Annotated in this window: 11 protein-coding genes; 5 read left to right on the plus strand and 6 right to left on the minus strand. The window is 59.2% G+C overall.

Features of this window, described 5'->3' with window-relative positions; translation table 11 throughout:
- The first annotated feature begins 30 nt into the window (after positions 1-30).
- From ACYQ6M_RS22465 to ACYQ6M_RS22480, 4 genes are all read left to right on the plus strand, one after another.
- Entirely contained in the window at positions 31-741 is a 711-nt protein-coding gene (locus ACYQ6M_RS22465) for a helix-turn-helix transcriptional regulator (protein WP_161633214.1), read from the plus strand.
- Between the two features lie 121 nt (positions 742-862).
- Positions 863-1,438 (plus strand): LemA family protein, encoded by a 576-nt coding sequence (locus ACYQ6M_RS22470; RefSeq protein WP_062490893.1) that lies wholly within the window; start codon positions 863-865, stop codon positions 1,436-1,438.
- A complete protein-coding gene (locus tag ACYQ6M_RS22475; protein WP_460075654.1) occupies positions 1,435-2,454 on the plus strand; it encodes a hypothetical protein in 1,020 nt (339 codons plus the stop codon). Before ACYQ6M_RS22470 ends, ACYQ6M_RS22475 begins: the two co-directional genes overlap by 4 nt.
- Positions 2,455-2,672: 218 nt before the next feature.
- Positions 2,673-4,412, plus strand: a complete 1,740-nt coding sequence (locus ACYQ6M_RS22480; protein WP_460075743.1) for a serine aminopeptidase domain-containing protein — start codon at positions 2,673-2,675, stop codon at positions 4,410-4,412.
- Positions 4,413-4,455: 43 nt separating this feature from the next.
- Here ACYQ6M_RS22480 and ACYQ6M_RS22485 read toward each other — a convergent pair whose 3' ends face one another.
- From ACYQ6M_RS22485 to dapB, 6 genes are all read right to left on the minus strand, one after another.
- On the minus strand, positions 4,456-4,848 hold the full coding sequence (locus tag ACYQ6M_RS22485) for a hypothetical protein (protein WP_460075656.1): 393 nt from the start codon (positions 4,846-4,848) through the stop codon (positions 4,456-4,458).
- Positions 4,849-4,979: 131 nt separating this feature from the next.
- Positions 4,980-5,657 (minus strand): hypothetical protein, encoded by a 678-nt coding sequence (locus tag ACYQ6M_RS22490; RefSeq protein WP_460075658.1) that lies wholly within the window; start codon positions 5,655-5,657, stop codon positions 4,980-4,982.
- Positions 5,654-7,639 carry a VWA domain-containing protein gene (locus tag ACYQ6M_RS22495; RefSeq protein ID WP_460075660.1) on the minus strand — a complete coding sequence of 662 codons (1,986 nt, stop codon included), beginning with the start codon at positions 7,637-7,639 and terminating at the stop codon, positions 5,654-5,656. Before ACYQ6M_RS22495 ends, ACYQ6M_RS22490 begins: the two co-directional genes overlap by 4 nt.
- Before the next feature lie 14 nt (positions 7,640-7,653).
- Positions 7,654-8,577 (minus strand): hypothetical protein, encoded by a 924-nt coding sequence (locus tag ACYQ6M_RS22500; RefSeq protein ID WP_367020927.1) that lies wholly within the window; start codon positions 8,575-8,577, stop codon positions 7,654-7,656.
- A 282-nt stretch (positions 8,578-8,859) separates the two neighbouring features.
- On the minus strand, positions 8,860-9,480 hold the full coding sequence (locus tag ACYQ6M_RS22505; protein WP_022999102.1) for a 2,3-bisphosphoglycerate-dependent phosphoglycerate mutase: 621 nt from the start codon (positions 9,478-9,480) through the stop codon (positions 8,860-8,862).
- Between the two features lie 29 nt (positions 9,481-9,509).
- Positions 9,510-10,322, minus strand: coding sequence for a 4-hydroxy-tetrahydrodipicolinate reductase (dapB, locus tag ACYQ6M_RS22510; protein ID WP_460075663.1), 813 nt, complete (start codon positions 10,320-10,322; stop codon positions 9,510-9,512).
- 501 nt (positions 10,323-10,823) lie between these two features.
- On the opposite strand from dapB, the gene ACYQ6M_RS22515 reads away from it, so the two are divergent.
- Positions 10,824-13,580, plus strand: a complete 2,757-nt coding sequence (locus tag ACYQ6M_RS22515; protein WP_460075665.1) for a putative bifunctional diguanylate cyclase/phosphodiesterase — start codon at positions 10,824-10,826, stop codon at positions 13,578-13,580.
- The last annotated feature ends 50 nt before the right edge of the window (positions 13,581-13,630 follow it).

Genomic DNA, 13,630 nt, shown 5'->3' on the forward strand with positions numbered 1-13,630 from the left:
AAAACCATAGTTTATGCTTGGACAGACGCAGTGCCGCCCAGTTTGATCGAGAAATTGCCTGAAGGAATTTCTTCCAACAGTGCCTGGACAGCCAGTGCGCAATTCTTCGAATCCTTTGGCTTCGACAAGCTCATTTACATCGACCGCACGATGGCGGGTCTGTCGATGTTCACCACTTTTCCGGAAAGCTGGACCTCTCATTACCGCGCCGCCGCCTATGAGCGGATCGACCCCTTCTTTGCATACTGCTGCACCTCGACTACTCCTATGGGGACAGGCATCGACTATCTTTCGGACTATCCGTATCTGTGCACCGCCCAGCGCCAACTCATTCAGGAAGCTGGAGAAACCGGCATGCGTGCCGGAATGTCCTGTATCGTGCGGCAAGCCGGCCCTGGTGGAGCTGGTGGCTGGAACCTCGGTTCAAGCCTGCCGCGCCACGAAATCGAGAAGATATTTTCAGAACATGCCGACCTGCTCCGCCTGACAGCCTTCTTTGCGCACCAGCGCCTGCAGGCCGCGCTGGAAAACGAGCACAGGGACATCGCGCTGAGCCCGAGGGAAAAGGAATGCCTCCTTTGGGTCGCGCAAGGCCTGCGCAGCAAGCAGATTGCAGACAAGCTCGGCCTCAGGCCGGTTACCGTCGAACTTCATCTCAAGAACGCCCGCACAAAACTTCGCGCCGCGACCCGCGAACAGGCAATTGCCATCGCGCTGCTCAACGGGCTGATTTCCCCTTAGTCAAGAATGTGGGAAAGGTGTCCTGTGCCTTTCACGTATTCAAGCTCCCTTAAATGGGAGAGGGCGCGTGCCACCCCAACTGTTCTGTTGTCTTCCGGACATGGATTTTCCGGAGACATGCATGACGACGCTTTTCATCCTACTGATCATGAGCCTTGGCGGGTTCGTCTACCTGCAGAATCGCCTGGCAGCGGCCAGAAATGCCGTTGCGAACGGGCGTTCGGGCATTCAGGTTCAACTCAAGCGGCGGCATGACCTTGTTCCCGGGCTGGTGAGTGCGGTCCGCTCCGCCATCCGTCAGGAAAACCATGTCTTCGACCGTCTTCTGGACGTGCGGGAGAAGGCGATTGCGGTTCGGCAGGGCAGCCTGGAAGACATCGAACGGGCCGAAGGCGACCTGACCGCGGGGCTGAGCACCTTCCTTGGCTACACGGAACATCATCCTGATGTGACTTCGACGGAAAACATCCTTCAACTGCAAAAACAGCTGGAGGAAACTGAAGACCAGATCAGTGCCGCGCGCCGGCTCTATAACGGCAATGTGGATCGCTACAACACGCTGCTGGATGCCATCCCTTCGTGTTGGGTCGGCTCGCTCCTCGGCTTCGAACGAGCAGCGTTTTTCGCACTCGATGCAGACCAGTTGAAATCCGCTGAAGCCGTACCGCCAATCGACCTGACAAGAGCGCCGTCATGAGTGGGCGTGTCACGCACTGGGACCCGATCCAGGGTGAAATCTCCGTGGAGACCCCCGATGTCTCCGACATCCAATCCGGTGTTGTTCTGCCGGCTCCGCTCCGGCGCATGCTGCCGATAGGGGCGATCCTTGCCCTTTTGTGGACCATAGTGCAGGGCTTCTGGACGGACGGCTTTCCGTTTGTGCCTGTTGCGGTCACGACCGTGATGTTCGCGCTCATGTTTCTGGCGGGGGAGCTTGAAAACAGGGACGGCCGACAGCTGAAGCGTCGGGTCGAACTCGCACGCAGGAAAGGCTGGAGCTACAGTGGCAAGCTCATGGAGCGCGTGCGCGAATTCGGCACCGTCATGACATCGGACGGCGCGGATCGCCGAACGCACCTGGTCAAATCCGAAAGGGCGCTTGCCGTAGAGGACCGCGTCCCCGAACTGACCAGGCTTCAGGTCGGATCCTTTGTCGGTGCCCAATTCGATGGCGAATTCTGGGGCACAAGCAGCAACGACGGATTGCCGTTCTGGGTCGCAATCGGTGCCATGGAAATGGAAGCCGGCCTTGCGGCGAATCCTGCCCTGAGGCGTGACGCCCGTGGCGGCAGAGGGGGCTTCGGCGTGTTCCACTCCCTCCTGGGCGCTTATAAACTTGGCCGCAAGACAGGCGTCCGGGCCGCAGTGCGACCGGAGAACCTCTTCCACAAGGGCCCTCTGGATCGGGACATCAAGACGGAGTCCATCGCCTTCAACGAGGCATTCCATGTCTCCTGTTCAAACGATGTCGGAGCGGATGCAGACCTTGCCGTTCTCAGCATCCTGACGCCTGCTACTCAGACCACCCTGCTCGATCTGCTTGAGCGGTATCATACTGTCGGCTTCGTGGTTGACGACGATGTCCTGTTCTTTCTGGCACAGGACAAGCTTGTCGGTGCCAACGCGCATCCGGACCGGGTCGATGCACATCTCGTCGACCTGCTGACCGAGTTCGAGGCTGCAAAGTTCTCTCTCAAGAATACCTTCGAATAGGGGCTCTCGGCATGAAACGCCGCTTTTGCAGCCAGACCCTATGGATTTTCATAGATTTGCAACGGCGGCTTTCTGCTGCAGTCTCGCGGCGGGCGTCTGCAAGGGGACTTTTGACACATTGGGCAGATGTGGTTCTGAGACGAGATCTGCGCATGGAAGCAAAATACCTACCGAGACCTGACGGGCCTTCGCTTTATTACCGTCATTGGCCCGTCAACATGACGCGCCGTCTCTATTCGGGAAAGAGAACCGTTTTCCTGGGCCACAGCCAACCAACGCATTCAGGAATGCTGCAGCCACTCGCAGCCGGGTTCCGCGCCTCCGGCTGGGACGTCCACTCCGGCGATATCCGGGGACACGGCAAGAGTTTCGACAAGACCTCGGTTGCCGGGCATCTGGATCCGCGAGACGGCTGGAAATCGGCTGTAGAAGACATGCGGCACCTGCTGGAGCAGAGCTTTGAGGACACGCCCTGGCAGGACCGGTTGATCGTCGTTCCCAATATCACCGCCCTGCTGACGCTGGAAGTCATGAAGACCTGGCCGGACCTTGCCCGGCACATCGTGTTCATCTCGCCGCCGCCCAACCAGAAGACGCTGGCGTTGTTCGGCAAGACTTTTTCCGAGGTTCGAATCCGCCTGAAAGGCGCGGATACGCCCGACGAACAGACCCTGCACCATCTCTATTCCTTCCTTGGCGCGCACCTGAAGGATCGCAGGCACCTTGCTGATGTCATGAGTACGGATCACCGCGTCATTCAGCAGGTCCTGGAAGACCCGCACGGCTGGCCGACACCGACACCCGCATATTGGAAGCAGATTTTCGAAGGCATGCTCAGTGCGTGGTCGTGGCCGCGTGACGCTCAGATGAAACCGGGCACGCGGTGCCTTGTCGTCTTCGGCGGCGAAGATGCAATGCTCCGCGACGGCGGTTTCCTGCCGCCCATCGAGCGCTTCCTGTCGCGGATTGGCATTGAGGACGTTGCCTCCGAACGTGTCGACGGAGCCCGGTCGGCGCTGTTTCTGGAAGAGGACAAATTCTCGATCAGCGGACGGATCCTGGACTGGGTCCAGAAAAACAGACGCCCTGAGGCCGATATCAGGGAAGTCGGCGTGGAAGAGCTTGCCTCGGACATCCTCAACCGGATCAGCGAAACCGGCGCACGGCAGCTGGAGCCGGATGAACTTGTCGAGCTCTGTTACAACGCCATCGACGACGACAGCCGATGGACGGAAATCATCTACCGGATGATCCATGAGGCAGAACTCTCCGGGAACGTCAACGAGGAAGAACTGCACGAGCGCATCAGCCGGCTGATGCCGCACTGGGAACGGGCGTTCAACCTGAACAAGCAGGTCATGATGAGCGCGACGCTCGGCGTTCTTCTGGAAAGCGTGATCGAGCGGCTGCAGATCGGTGTTGCCCTGCTGGACAGGCAAAACGACCTCCTGCATTGCAACGGCGCCTTCGAAACTTCGCTCTCGGGCCTGTTGCCGCAGGACGACGCTTGTCAAATTCAAGAAACCGCGAAGGCGCGGGTAAAGTCGCTGCTGGCAGAAAACGAAGCGGCAGTCATTTCTCGCCAGAACGGGGAAAGACTGATTGTCCATGAGGGCAAGCCTGTCGGCTTTCAGTTTTTTCCTGCCGCCCTCAAACAGACCAGCCTTCAGAGGCACGGGCCTGCCAGCTTGTTGTTGTTGAGGGTGCAGACCGGCGAAGACACCTCCGAAACCCGAAAGACCCTGATCGAACTGGCCTATGGCCTGACCGGCAAGGAAGCGGAGATTGCCCTCGAGATCGCCGAAGGACGATCGCTGGACCAGATTGCAGACAACCAGGGAATTCTGGTCAGCACGGCACGCGGGCATCTTAAAAAGAGTTTCCAGAAGATCGGCGTGCACAGTCAGTCGGAGCTTGTGGCCCGGCTGATGGCCGGGCCTGTCGGCTGGTTGAAATAGACCGTCTGCACGCATTCCATTCGGGAAGTATTCGTACTGCCTGTCACCTGCCAGCCGCGTAGACGGAACATCCCTGCTTCAAGGCGGCACGACGGTCGCTCTGGCACTCGCAGGAAGGGGTGATCCCGGTGCCGGTGAGGCAGGAAACGCCTTTGACGTAGCAACCCTGGGCGCGAACCACCACCCTGTGGTTAAACCGGGTGCCATCGAACTTGGGATAGCCTTTTGTCACCCGGGCCATGGAAACGGCAAACCGGCGGCCATGGCTGTTCCTCATCTTGCCTTGCCAGTTTACCCAGGCTCTTGCCTCGGCACCGGCCCGGGTCTTGTGACCCTTGCTGAAAGCGCTCTCCGCCTGGATCGTGCAGATCGTCTTGGCCTGCGCCGTAAAGGTTGGCAGCAGGAAACTCGTCCCCAGTGCCAGAAAAAGTATCATCCAAATCTTCCGCATTTCAGTCTCCGGTCTTGTTGGCGAGACATGTCGATGACGCAAGACTGACGTTTCGGTCCGGCTGAAGCCTCTCCCATTTGGGTGAGCATCGATGCGGTTCCGGCACCGGATGGCGCTTATTTGCAGACAATGAAACCAAAAGCGGGACACTCGCCGGTTTCACAATAGGCGTCGACAGTGGCGGCCTTGCCGACGAGCTTGATGTCGCCGAAACAGGCAACGTCCGGCTGACCGAATTTCAGACAATAGGCACGGGCGGGTGCCTTGCCGCATTCGCTGTAGCGATTGTCCGCTCCCTTGAAACAGGCGAGCACCCGGATGTCCGGTTGCCCCTGCACGAAGATCGGATCGACGGACACATTGCCCGGGCAGGGTGCCTCTGAAAATCCGTCGAGACTTGCGAAGTCGGGCAAGGCTTGTGCACCGCTGTCATTCGGCGATGCGCCGGTGTCCTCGGTACCCGAACTTGAAAGGCTGCCCGCGCCGATGCCTATACCGGAACCGGCAGCCTGCAGGCATTCGGACGGTGGCAAGTCTGCGTTTCTTGCCACCTCCGTAAACCGTGCGGGATAAGCCTGGGCGAACAGGTCCCGGGCCTCTCCCGTCGTCATCAAGCCCAGCATCGCCAGGACGTCGCATTGCGAAGATGAAACGTCTTGGCAGCCATAACCCGCCGCACAAGCGAGGTCTTCGACACCTGGGGCCTGGACCCCGGGACCTTGCGCGAAGACCGCTTCCGACAGGAACCAGGCGATTACAAAGGCCAGATAAGCACGGCGAGGACGAAGCCTCATTGCGAAACCAGCTCGATTGCAAACCTGTCGAACTCGAAATGGCTCTCTTGCGACTTTGCCTTGTTCCACTGACCGGCGAGCACGCTCGGCTTGCCGGCAAGGCGCAGCACGGTAACCGGATCGGTCTCAAGAACGTAGGGGCCGCCCTCCTGACCGTCAGCAGTGGGCAATTCCAGTTCGATGGCAGCGGAGAGCGCACGTCCTCGCCGTTTCAGACGCAGCAGAGCACCATCGGTCGAAAGCGATTCCAGAACCTTGTTGCCATAAGCCCTGCCCGCCTTGTCGCACACGGTCTTGACGATCTGCTTGCTGAACAGATTGACATCGAAACGCGAGACTTCAGGCTTGCCTTCGGGATCTCCGGAGAGGCGGGTCAAGGACAGGTTCAGATAAGAACCGCAGCCTTTTGTCCAGATCCAGGCCATTGCGCCAATCTGGTTGCTCGTATCCTCCAGCAGCGACAACGATACGCTTTCATGACCGCTTTGTTCATGCAGCTTGAACTTGAGACTCAGGTCGAAATCACCGTCAGGCAGCGGCTCGTCAAGAACGAGGCGGTTCAGCGCGTTCTTGTTGTCGTAGATCGTGTCGCCCCCCAGTGCGGAGACAAACAGGGTGCCACTTCCGGTAAACCTGGTCAGCCTGTCGGTTCCATTCAGCGTCTGCCAGCTGGCTGCCAGCTCCGGGCCGTCAAATGTTTCCTCAAACACAAGGGTGCTGGCCGGAACGACCTCTTCAGCTTTCGGCGCCGGTGCGGAAGGTTCCGCTGCCTTGCCTGCGTCCGCGACAGCCTGCTTGACGGCCTCGGTGAAGCTTTCGGCATTGTTGGCGGCGTAATAGTTGCCGCCGCCATTTTCGGCAATGCACTGAAGGGCCTGGTTCTCCTCCTGCGTCAGGTCAAACCCGACCACATGGACGCGGGTGTTGATACCCCGCTCGGCCAATGCCTTGGCCGCGGCGCATGGGTCACCGCCGCAGGTTTCCAGCCCGTCTGAAATCAGAAGCACGTTTGCCGGCCGGTTGGAGGCGGGCATGGCGGAAGCCGCCTGTTGCAGGGCGGCTGCGATGGGGGTTTTTCCACGAGGCGTAATCGCGTCGATAACCGGCTTCAGACGTTCGGTATCGAAGTTGGAAACCGGATACAGGATCTCGGTGTCTCCGCAATCCCCTTCCCGGCGGTGTCCGTAGGCCATGAGGCCGACGTTGGTCTGAGCCGGCAGGTCACCGATAAGGCCTGTCAGCGCCTGCTTCGCAGTGGTGATCTTGGCAACACCGTCGACCTGACCCCACATGGAGCCTGAACCGTCCAGAACGAACAGAAGGTCGCTCCCTTCAGAGGACAGGCCGTTTCCGGGAAGGTCCCCTTCTTCCATGCCGGGTATTACCGCGTCTCCGCCGTTTGCAGCCTGTGTCTGCCCCGATCCAACGGTGGACCCGGCCGCTGAACTGCCCTTGAGCGTGATCTCGGAACCTGGATCCGATCTGATGTCCACACCGGCGGACTGCAGGAGATCAGACAGCGACCAGTCGTTTGTTTCGGAATAGATGTCGTTGATCTGCCAGGAACCGTCCGGCACGGCTATCAGCGTGTAGATGTGCCGGATCGGCATTCCGAAGTTGGTAAAAGTCACCTTTATCCGGGCAGCGCCCTGCAAGAGGGGTGCGTCCGGATCGGGCCGGATACTGAGATCGGAAATGCTCGCGTCCTGTGCATCGTAGACCGGATCGAATTGCAAAATCCCCTGAAGCTCCCCTTGCACGAGACCGTCGACGAGGAACTCCTTTGCGGCCGGAGCGTCGTTCAGGAGCGGCGTATCGCCGTCGTTGAACCGCTTGGAATGTTCGGCATAAAACAGCCTCACAAGGTTCTCAGCGGCGGCGACATCACCTTGCTGAGCATGAGAAGGTAAAGCTGCACAAAGGGCGAGCGAGAAAGGAACCACGAGCCGCAGTACGCGCGCCCGAGAGGGAAGAGCAGTCATGGGAAACTCCGGGCTCATTGTTGCGGACGGCGGATGCTGAAGTGGTCGAACTCGGCCAGCGTTTCACCGCTGCCGGCGCGGCTGCCCTGGCCAAGCAGGAAAACCGGTTTGCCGAAAGGCGCCATGCGGGCAATCCAGTTGGTGTGAACGGTCTCGAGACCGGCGGGCTTTTGCGCCCCTCTGTCCGGAACGGTCAATGTCAGGGAGGTCCGGTAGCGCAACCCTCTTCTGGAAAGGGTCAGCTCAAAACCTTCTGCAAACAGGTTCGACAGGATCTGATCCCCGAGGGGCCGGCCGGCCTTGTCGCAAACAGACTTGATGATGGGACCGTCAAACAGGCTGTGGTTGGCGGCGGTCAAAACCGGCTCTCCTTCCGGCATTACCGGCTGATTGGCGACAGTCCGCAGGAACAGTGCAGGACCGCACCCCTTGGTGAGCACATAAAGATGGGCTGCAATAAAATTGTCCGGACTTTCCCGAAGTCCCAGCCAGACTTCGTCGTAACCAGTTTTCGGATCGAGCTTGCCCTTGATAGCAAGATCGAAGTCTCCCTCAGGCGGCACGCCTTGCAGCTCGAAGATGTTGCTCGTATCCGCATTTCGCAGACTGTTCTTGCCGCCGCTCGTAAGCGCAAGCAGGATGCCGTTCTCTACAACGAAGGAGTCCTTGTCAGCATTCAGGAGTTGCCAGTGCCCGGCCAGATCCTTGCCGTCAAACGGCTCCTCGAAGGGAAGTTCGATCGCGGTGGCAGTCGGTGCCTGGCCGCTGTCGGCTGCGGCCAGCCTGGCCTGTTCTTCAGCTGTCAGGTTTGTCTGGGCCTGCGCCGAAACCGCGCCGAGCAGAAAAACTGCAGTTGCCTGAAATAGCGAACGTCCCGATTTTCCTGATCTGCGCACCAGCTTCTGCAAGCGGGAAGAAACTTTCGTGCATTCGGCCATCTATAAATGCTCCAACCGTGGTCGACGGCTGGAAGCCTATAGAGGCGTGGCAGATCGGCCCTCCCTCAAATGGGAGAGACATCGAATGCAAATCACTATTCAGGACTGTTTTTGCAATGAAATTGCCGGGGAATTGCAGACGGTACATGCCCGCTTCAAAGGCCCATTCGATAACGCCCCGGGCAACGCAGGCACCTGGCGGACTGCAAGCTGCCTTTCAAAAACAAGTCCCGCTGCCTCATGGAAGCAGCGGGACATGAATTTCGGCAATGCAGACTGGTCTCAGTCGGCGAGATCCTGGACGCTGACCACGCCGCCGTTTTCATCGAGGCGATAGATGATCGGTGTTCCGGTGCCCAGTTCACGCTTCAGGATTTCTTCCGGTGAAAGGTCTTCCAGATCCATGATCAGCGACCGCAGCGAGTTGCCGTGCGCGGCAACGATCGTGCGGCTGCCAGCCAGGACGCGCGGCAGAATTTCCGACTTGTAGTAAGGCAGAACGCGCTCTGCAGTCATCTTCAGGCTTTCACCGCCCGGAGGCGGAATGTCGTAGGAGCGGCGCCAGATATGGACCTGCTCTTCGCCGAATTTCTCGCGCGCTTCGTCCTTGTTCATGCCGGTGATGTCACCGTAGTCACGCTCGTTGAGAGCCTGATCCTTGAAGGTTTCAAGGCCGGTCTGGCCCAGTTCTTCCAGGATGATGTCCAGCGTCTTCTGTGCACGCGACAGATCGGAGGTGAAAGCAACGTCGAAGGACAGCTTCAGATCCCTGAGCTGCTCGCCGGCCTTGTGAGCCTCCGCCACGCCCTGCTCGGTCAGGTCCGGGTTTTTCCAGCCGGTGAACAGGTTCTTCAAATTCCAGTCGCTCTGTCCGTGACGGACAAGCACAAGAAGGCGGTCCATGCCATTCTCCTCAAGCTAAATGCGTATCTTCAAGAATCCAGGCCGAGGACATCGGCCATCGAATAAAACCCGGGCTTCTGGTCAAATCCCCACAGTGCCGCCTTGACGGCCCCGCGGGCGAACAGTTGCCGGTCTTCCGCCCGGTGAGTGAGTTCGATGCGCTCGCCCTCACCTGCAAAAATCACTGAATGCTCCCCGATGACCGACCCGCCCCGCAGGGTTGCAAAGCCTATGTCGCCGGTCTTGCGAGGGTCCATGATACCGTCGCGCGAACGGACCGAATGGGCGGCCAGATCCAGGCCCCGGCCCTGTGCAGCCGCTTCGCCAAGCAACAGCGCCGTGCCCGAGGGGGCATCCACCTTGTGCTTGTGATGCATTTCCAGAACCTCGATGTCGAAATCCGCATCAAGCGCGGCGGCAGCCTTGCGCACCAGGCTCGCCAGCAGATTGACACCCAGGCTCATGTTTCCGGATTTGACGACCCGGGCATGGCGGGCAGCCGCCTTCAGAGGTTCGTCCTGCCCTTCAGCCCAACCGGTGGTGCCGATGACATGGACGATGCGAGCCTGCGCGGCCAGCTCGGCAAACCAGAGGCTTGCCGCCGGAGCCGTGAAATCCAGGACGCCGTCAGAGGCGGCAAAGGCTGTCAAGGGATCGTCGGTGACGGGAACGCCCAAGGAACCTGTTCCTGCCAGGTCGCCCACATCCTTGCCAAGAAACTCGGAGCCCTCGCGTTCGATCGCCGCGACGACGGTAGCACCCGTTGTTTCCGTGACCGCCCGCGTCAATGCCCGGCCCATTCGGCCACCGGCTCCAACGACTACCAAGCGCATCTGCCCCATCAAGTGGCTCCGTCTTCCGCAATAGGCCAATCGACCCCAATTCACTTCACGATTGGGGGTATACCAGTTTCGCCGGGGGAGGCAAACGCCCGATCATGCAAGGGGACAGCAGCACTCAATAGAAATGGCTCCTGTCAAATATTACTATACTCAACCCCAACTTTATTGATGAACAGCAAGTTAAATTGACAATAAAATTGCAATATCTTCACCATTCCAATTCACCAAAGGTAAACCTCGAGCAGTTACGTTTGAGTCTGTAAGTGTTTTTTCTTGCAATTGCAAAACAGGAGGCAGGTTTCATGATACTGTGCTTATGGACGCATCGGTTCGTCACAACCTGTCTTTTCCCGAAGCTGTCCACACCCGCCGCCGGGTGCCTTGTACTTGCAAGACCAGCAACAACCTGTTGTTCCAACCGAGAAGGACCCCGCCCCGCCTTGCTTCCCGTCATGTTCGATTTACCCGTCAGATGATGCCCGCCGGTTCAGGAGCGCTTCGTTGAAGGCCAGTTTTTCCATTCCCTTCAGCCGCCTTGTCATGGCCCTGTTTGCGTTCGGCCTTATGGGAACGGCGATCGCGCTCTTCTGGATTACGTACCTTGGCAGCCTGTCGATTGCCGAACATGAAATTGCCCGCAGCGCAAAATCCAAGGCAACGCTCGCAAGGCTCGTCTTCACCCAGCATCTGGACAAACTCGAAACGCAGATCCGCGCGGTCGCAGCACACCCGGATATCCGGCAGGCTCTTTTGAACTACGACAAGGAGACCGCCAAGGTCATCATTGAACGTGCATCCGAAGGTATGACCAGCGCCGTTCTGGACATTCTCCTGATCGATCTTCCAGGTGAAAACGGCTGGGTAAACGGCAGTCTCGGCCTGATCGACCTGAGCCACCAATTGCCGGTGAAGATACGTGCGGCCATGCCGCCCGACATCTGGGTAACTTACGCGGACCATGATTCCGATCCCATACAGATCACTGCAGCGCTCTCTGTTCTGGTTCTCGATCCCGATACCGGCCGAGTCCTCGGCAGGATTTATGGCGGGACGACTATCACCGATTCCTTCTCCCTGCCGGGTGTCCTCGCCAAGGCGCTACGGGTGGAAGATATCGCCTTCTATCACCATGAGGATGTTGTGGCGGGCATGGGCGACCTGACCACGGAAGTGCTTCCCGAACGGCTCTACGCTACACCTGAGGACGTCAATTACGCGCTGAACGGAGAGAACCTTTTCGTTTTTGCTCCGCTGATGCAGGGCCTGGACGGCCACATGCTTGCGACCGTGATCAAGCAGCCCGTGGACACCCTGCAAAAGGTCGAGGAAACCTACAGCCAGCTGTTCACGCCTTTCCTGCTTTATACCGCGATACTGGCAATCGGTGCCGCGCTTCTGGTCAATCGCATCACCACGGCCGGCCTGGGCAGGCTGCTGAACTACGCGATGAGCCTCCGTCAGGACAGGGTGGTGTCGCCACCGCCACCCGGGCTGATCTTCGAATTCAACAAACTGGCGACCATGTTCCAGGCGGCGTTCGAATCCGTTCGTGACCGCGATGCCCAGTTCAAGGACATGATCGACGGCTCGATGCACGGCGTGCTAGTTCATGCCAATCATCGCATCCTTTATGTGAACGACGCCCTGCTGAAAATGTGCGGTTACACCCCCGGTGAACCCGAGCAGCTTGTCGAGTCCCCCACATTGGTGATCTATGCACCGGAAGAGCACAGCCGGCTGCGCAGCTACTACAACATGCGTGAAAACGGCGAAGGTGCTCCGCGCACCTATGAGGTCAAGGGCATCCGCAAGGATGGCGAGACCATCTGGCTGGAGCAGCATGTTCGGTTGACGGAATGGCGTGGAGAACGCGCCTATTACGCCACCATCACAGACATCAGCGAGCGCAAGCGCCAGGAGGAACTGGCAACCAAGAATGCCAATTTCGACATTCTGACCGGTCTGCCGAACCGGCGCCTGTTCATGGACCGTTTGCGCCAGGCGATCCAGCGCGGCAAACATATGGGCGACCTGACGGCGCTGATGATCCTCGACCTCGACCGGTTCAAGACCGTCAACGAAACCTATGGTCCCAAGGCAGGGGACAAGGTCATCGAAACCATAGCCGCGCGTCTGACCAGGACCCTTGGCCCGGACCAGACCGTGGCCCGCATGGGCGGCGACGAATTCGCCATTATCCTGTCGAACCCGGAAGACCGCTGGCAGATCGAACAGACCGCCCGTGACATTCTGAAGGCGATCGGCGACCCGATCAAACTGGAAGACGGCAATGAAGCCGTGCTTGCCGGCAGTCTCGGCATTACCGTTTGCCCGCACGACGGCACGCACGAGGAAGCGCTGCTGATGCAGGCTGACACCAGCATGCTGCAGGCCAAGGCCGATAGCGGTGCCAGTTACCGGTTCTTTGCCACGCGCATGAATGAACAGGCCGCCCGCGCAAGCCAGATCGAGATCTGCCTCCGGCAAGCCATCGACAAGGGTGAGCTGCACCTGAATTTCCAGCCGATCGTGGACTATGAAAAGAACCGCGTGGTGAGCTGCGAAACCCTGGCACGCTGGACCGATCCCAAGCTGGGTGTCGTCCCTCCGACCGAATTCATCAAGGTGGCCGAAGACTGTGGGCTCATCGTGCCGCTTGGCGAACAGGTGCTGCGCGAGGCCTGCGAATTCTTCCAGTCCTGCAACCGCAATGGCTTGCAGCTCGACGGGATCAGCGTCAACATCTCGCCGCGCCAGTGCAGGGATGCGGATTTCCTGCCTCGGCTGAGAGAAATCCTCGACGAGACCGGCATGGACCCGGCCCGCCTGCAGCTGGAAGTCACCGAAAGCGTGATGTTCGACGACCAGCGCGTCAACCCGGTCGAAATTCTGGAAGCCATCAGCAACCTCGGCATCAAGATCTCCCTGGATGATTTCGGCACCGGCTATTCGTCGCTCAGCTACCTGAAGCGCCTGCCGATCGACACGCTCAAAATCGACCGGACCTTCATCATGGGCCTGGAGCGGGATGTGGACGGCCAGGCACTGGTTCAGGCGATCATTTCAATGGCCGGCTCGCTGCATATCGAAGTCGTGTGCGAGGGGGCCGAAACGCACGAACAATGCGAGCTGATCCATTCCTTCGGCTGCTCGCTCATCCAGGGGTACAGCTTTTCGCGCCCGCTTTCCGGCGTCGACTTCCACCGCTATCTCGCCAAGATGAACGGCGTCGATTCTGTTGCGGCCCGGGCCGGCTGACCAGCCTTTCTCGCTTCAAGACAAACAAAAACGGGGACCTTTCGGTCCCC

The organism is Roseibium sp. ROS1 (assembly GCF_054658215.1).

What these genes read in the sequence shown, in the direction of transcription:
- ACYQ6M_RS22495 (WP_460075660.1), bottom strand. Translation starts at nt 7,639, where the DNA reads ATGACTGCTCTTCCCTCTCGGGCGCGCGTACTGCGGCTCGTGGTTCCT.
- ACYQ6M_RS22490 (WP_460075658.1), bottom strand. Translation starts at nt 5,657, where the DNA reads ATGAGGCTTCGTCCTCGCCGTGCTTATCTGGCCTTTGTAATCGCCTGG.
- ACYQ6M_RS22500 (WP_367020927.1), bottom strand. Translation starts at nt 8,577, where the DNA reads ATGGCCGAATGCACGAAAGTTTCTTCCCGCTTGCAGAAGCTGGTGCGC.
- ACYQ6M_RS22470 (WP_062490893.1), top strand. Translation starts at nt 863, where the DNA reads ATGACGACGCTTTTCATCCTACTGATCATGAGCCTTGGCGGGTTCGTC.
- dapB (WP_460075663.1), bottom strand. Translation starts at nt 10,322, where the DNA reads ATGGGGCAGATGCGCTTGGTAGTCGTTGGAGCCGGTGGCCGAATGGGC.
- ACYQ6M_RS22475 (WP_460075654.1), top strand. Translation starts at nt 1,435, where the DNA reads ATGAGTGGGCGTGTCACGCACTGGGACCCGATCCAGGGTGAAATCTCC.
- ACYQ6M_RS22485 (WP_460075656.1), bottom strand. Translation starts at nt 4,848, where the DNA reads ATGATACTTTTTCTGGCACTGGGGACGAGTTTCCTGCTGCCAACCTTT.
- ACYQ6M_RS22505 (WP_022999102.1), bottom strand. Translation starts at nt 9,480, where the DNA reads ATGGACCGCCTTCTTGTGCTTGTCCGTCACGGACAGAGCGACTGGAAT.
- ACYQ6M_RS22480 (WP_460075743.1), top strand. Translation starts at nt 2,673, where the DNA reads ATGACGCGCCGTCTCTATTCGGGAAAGAGAACCGTTTTCCTGGGCCAC.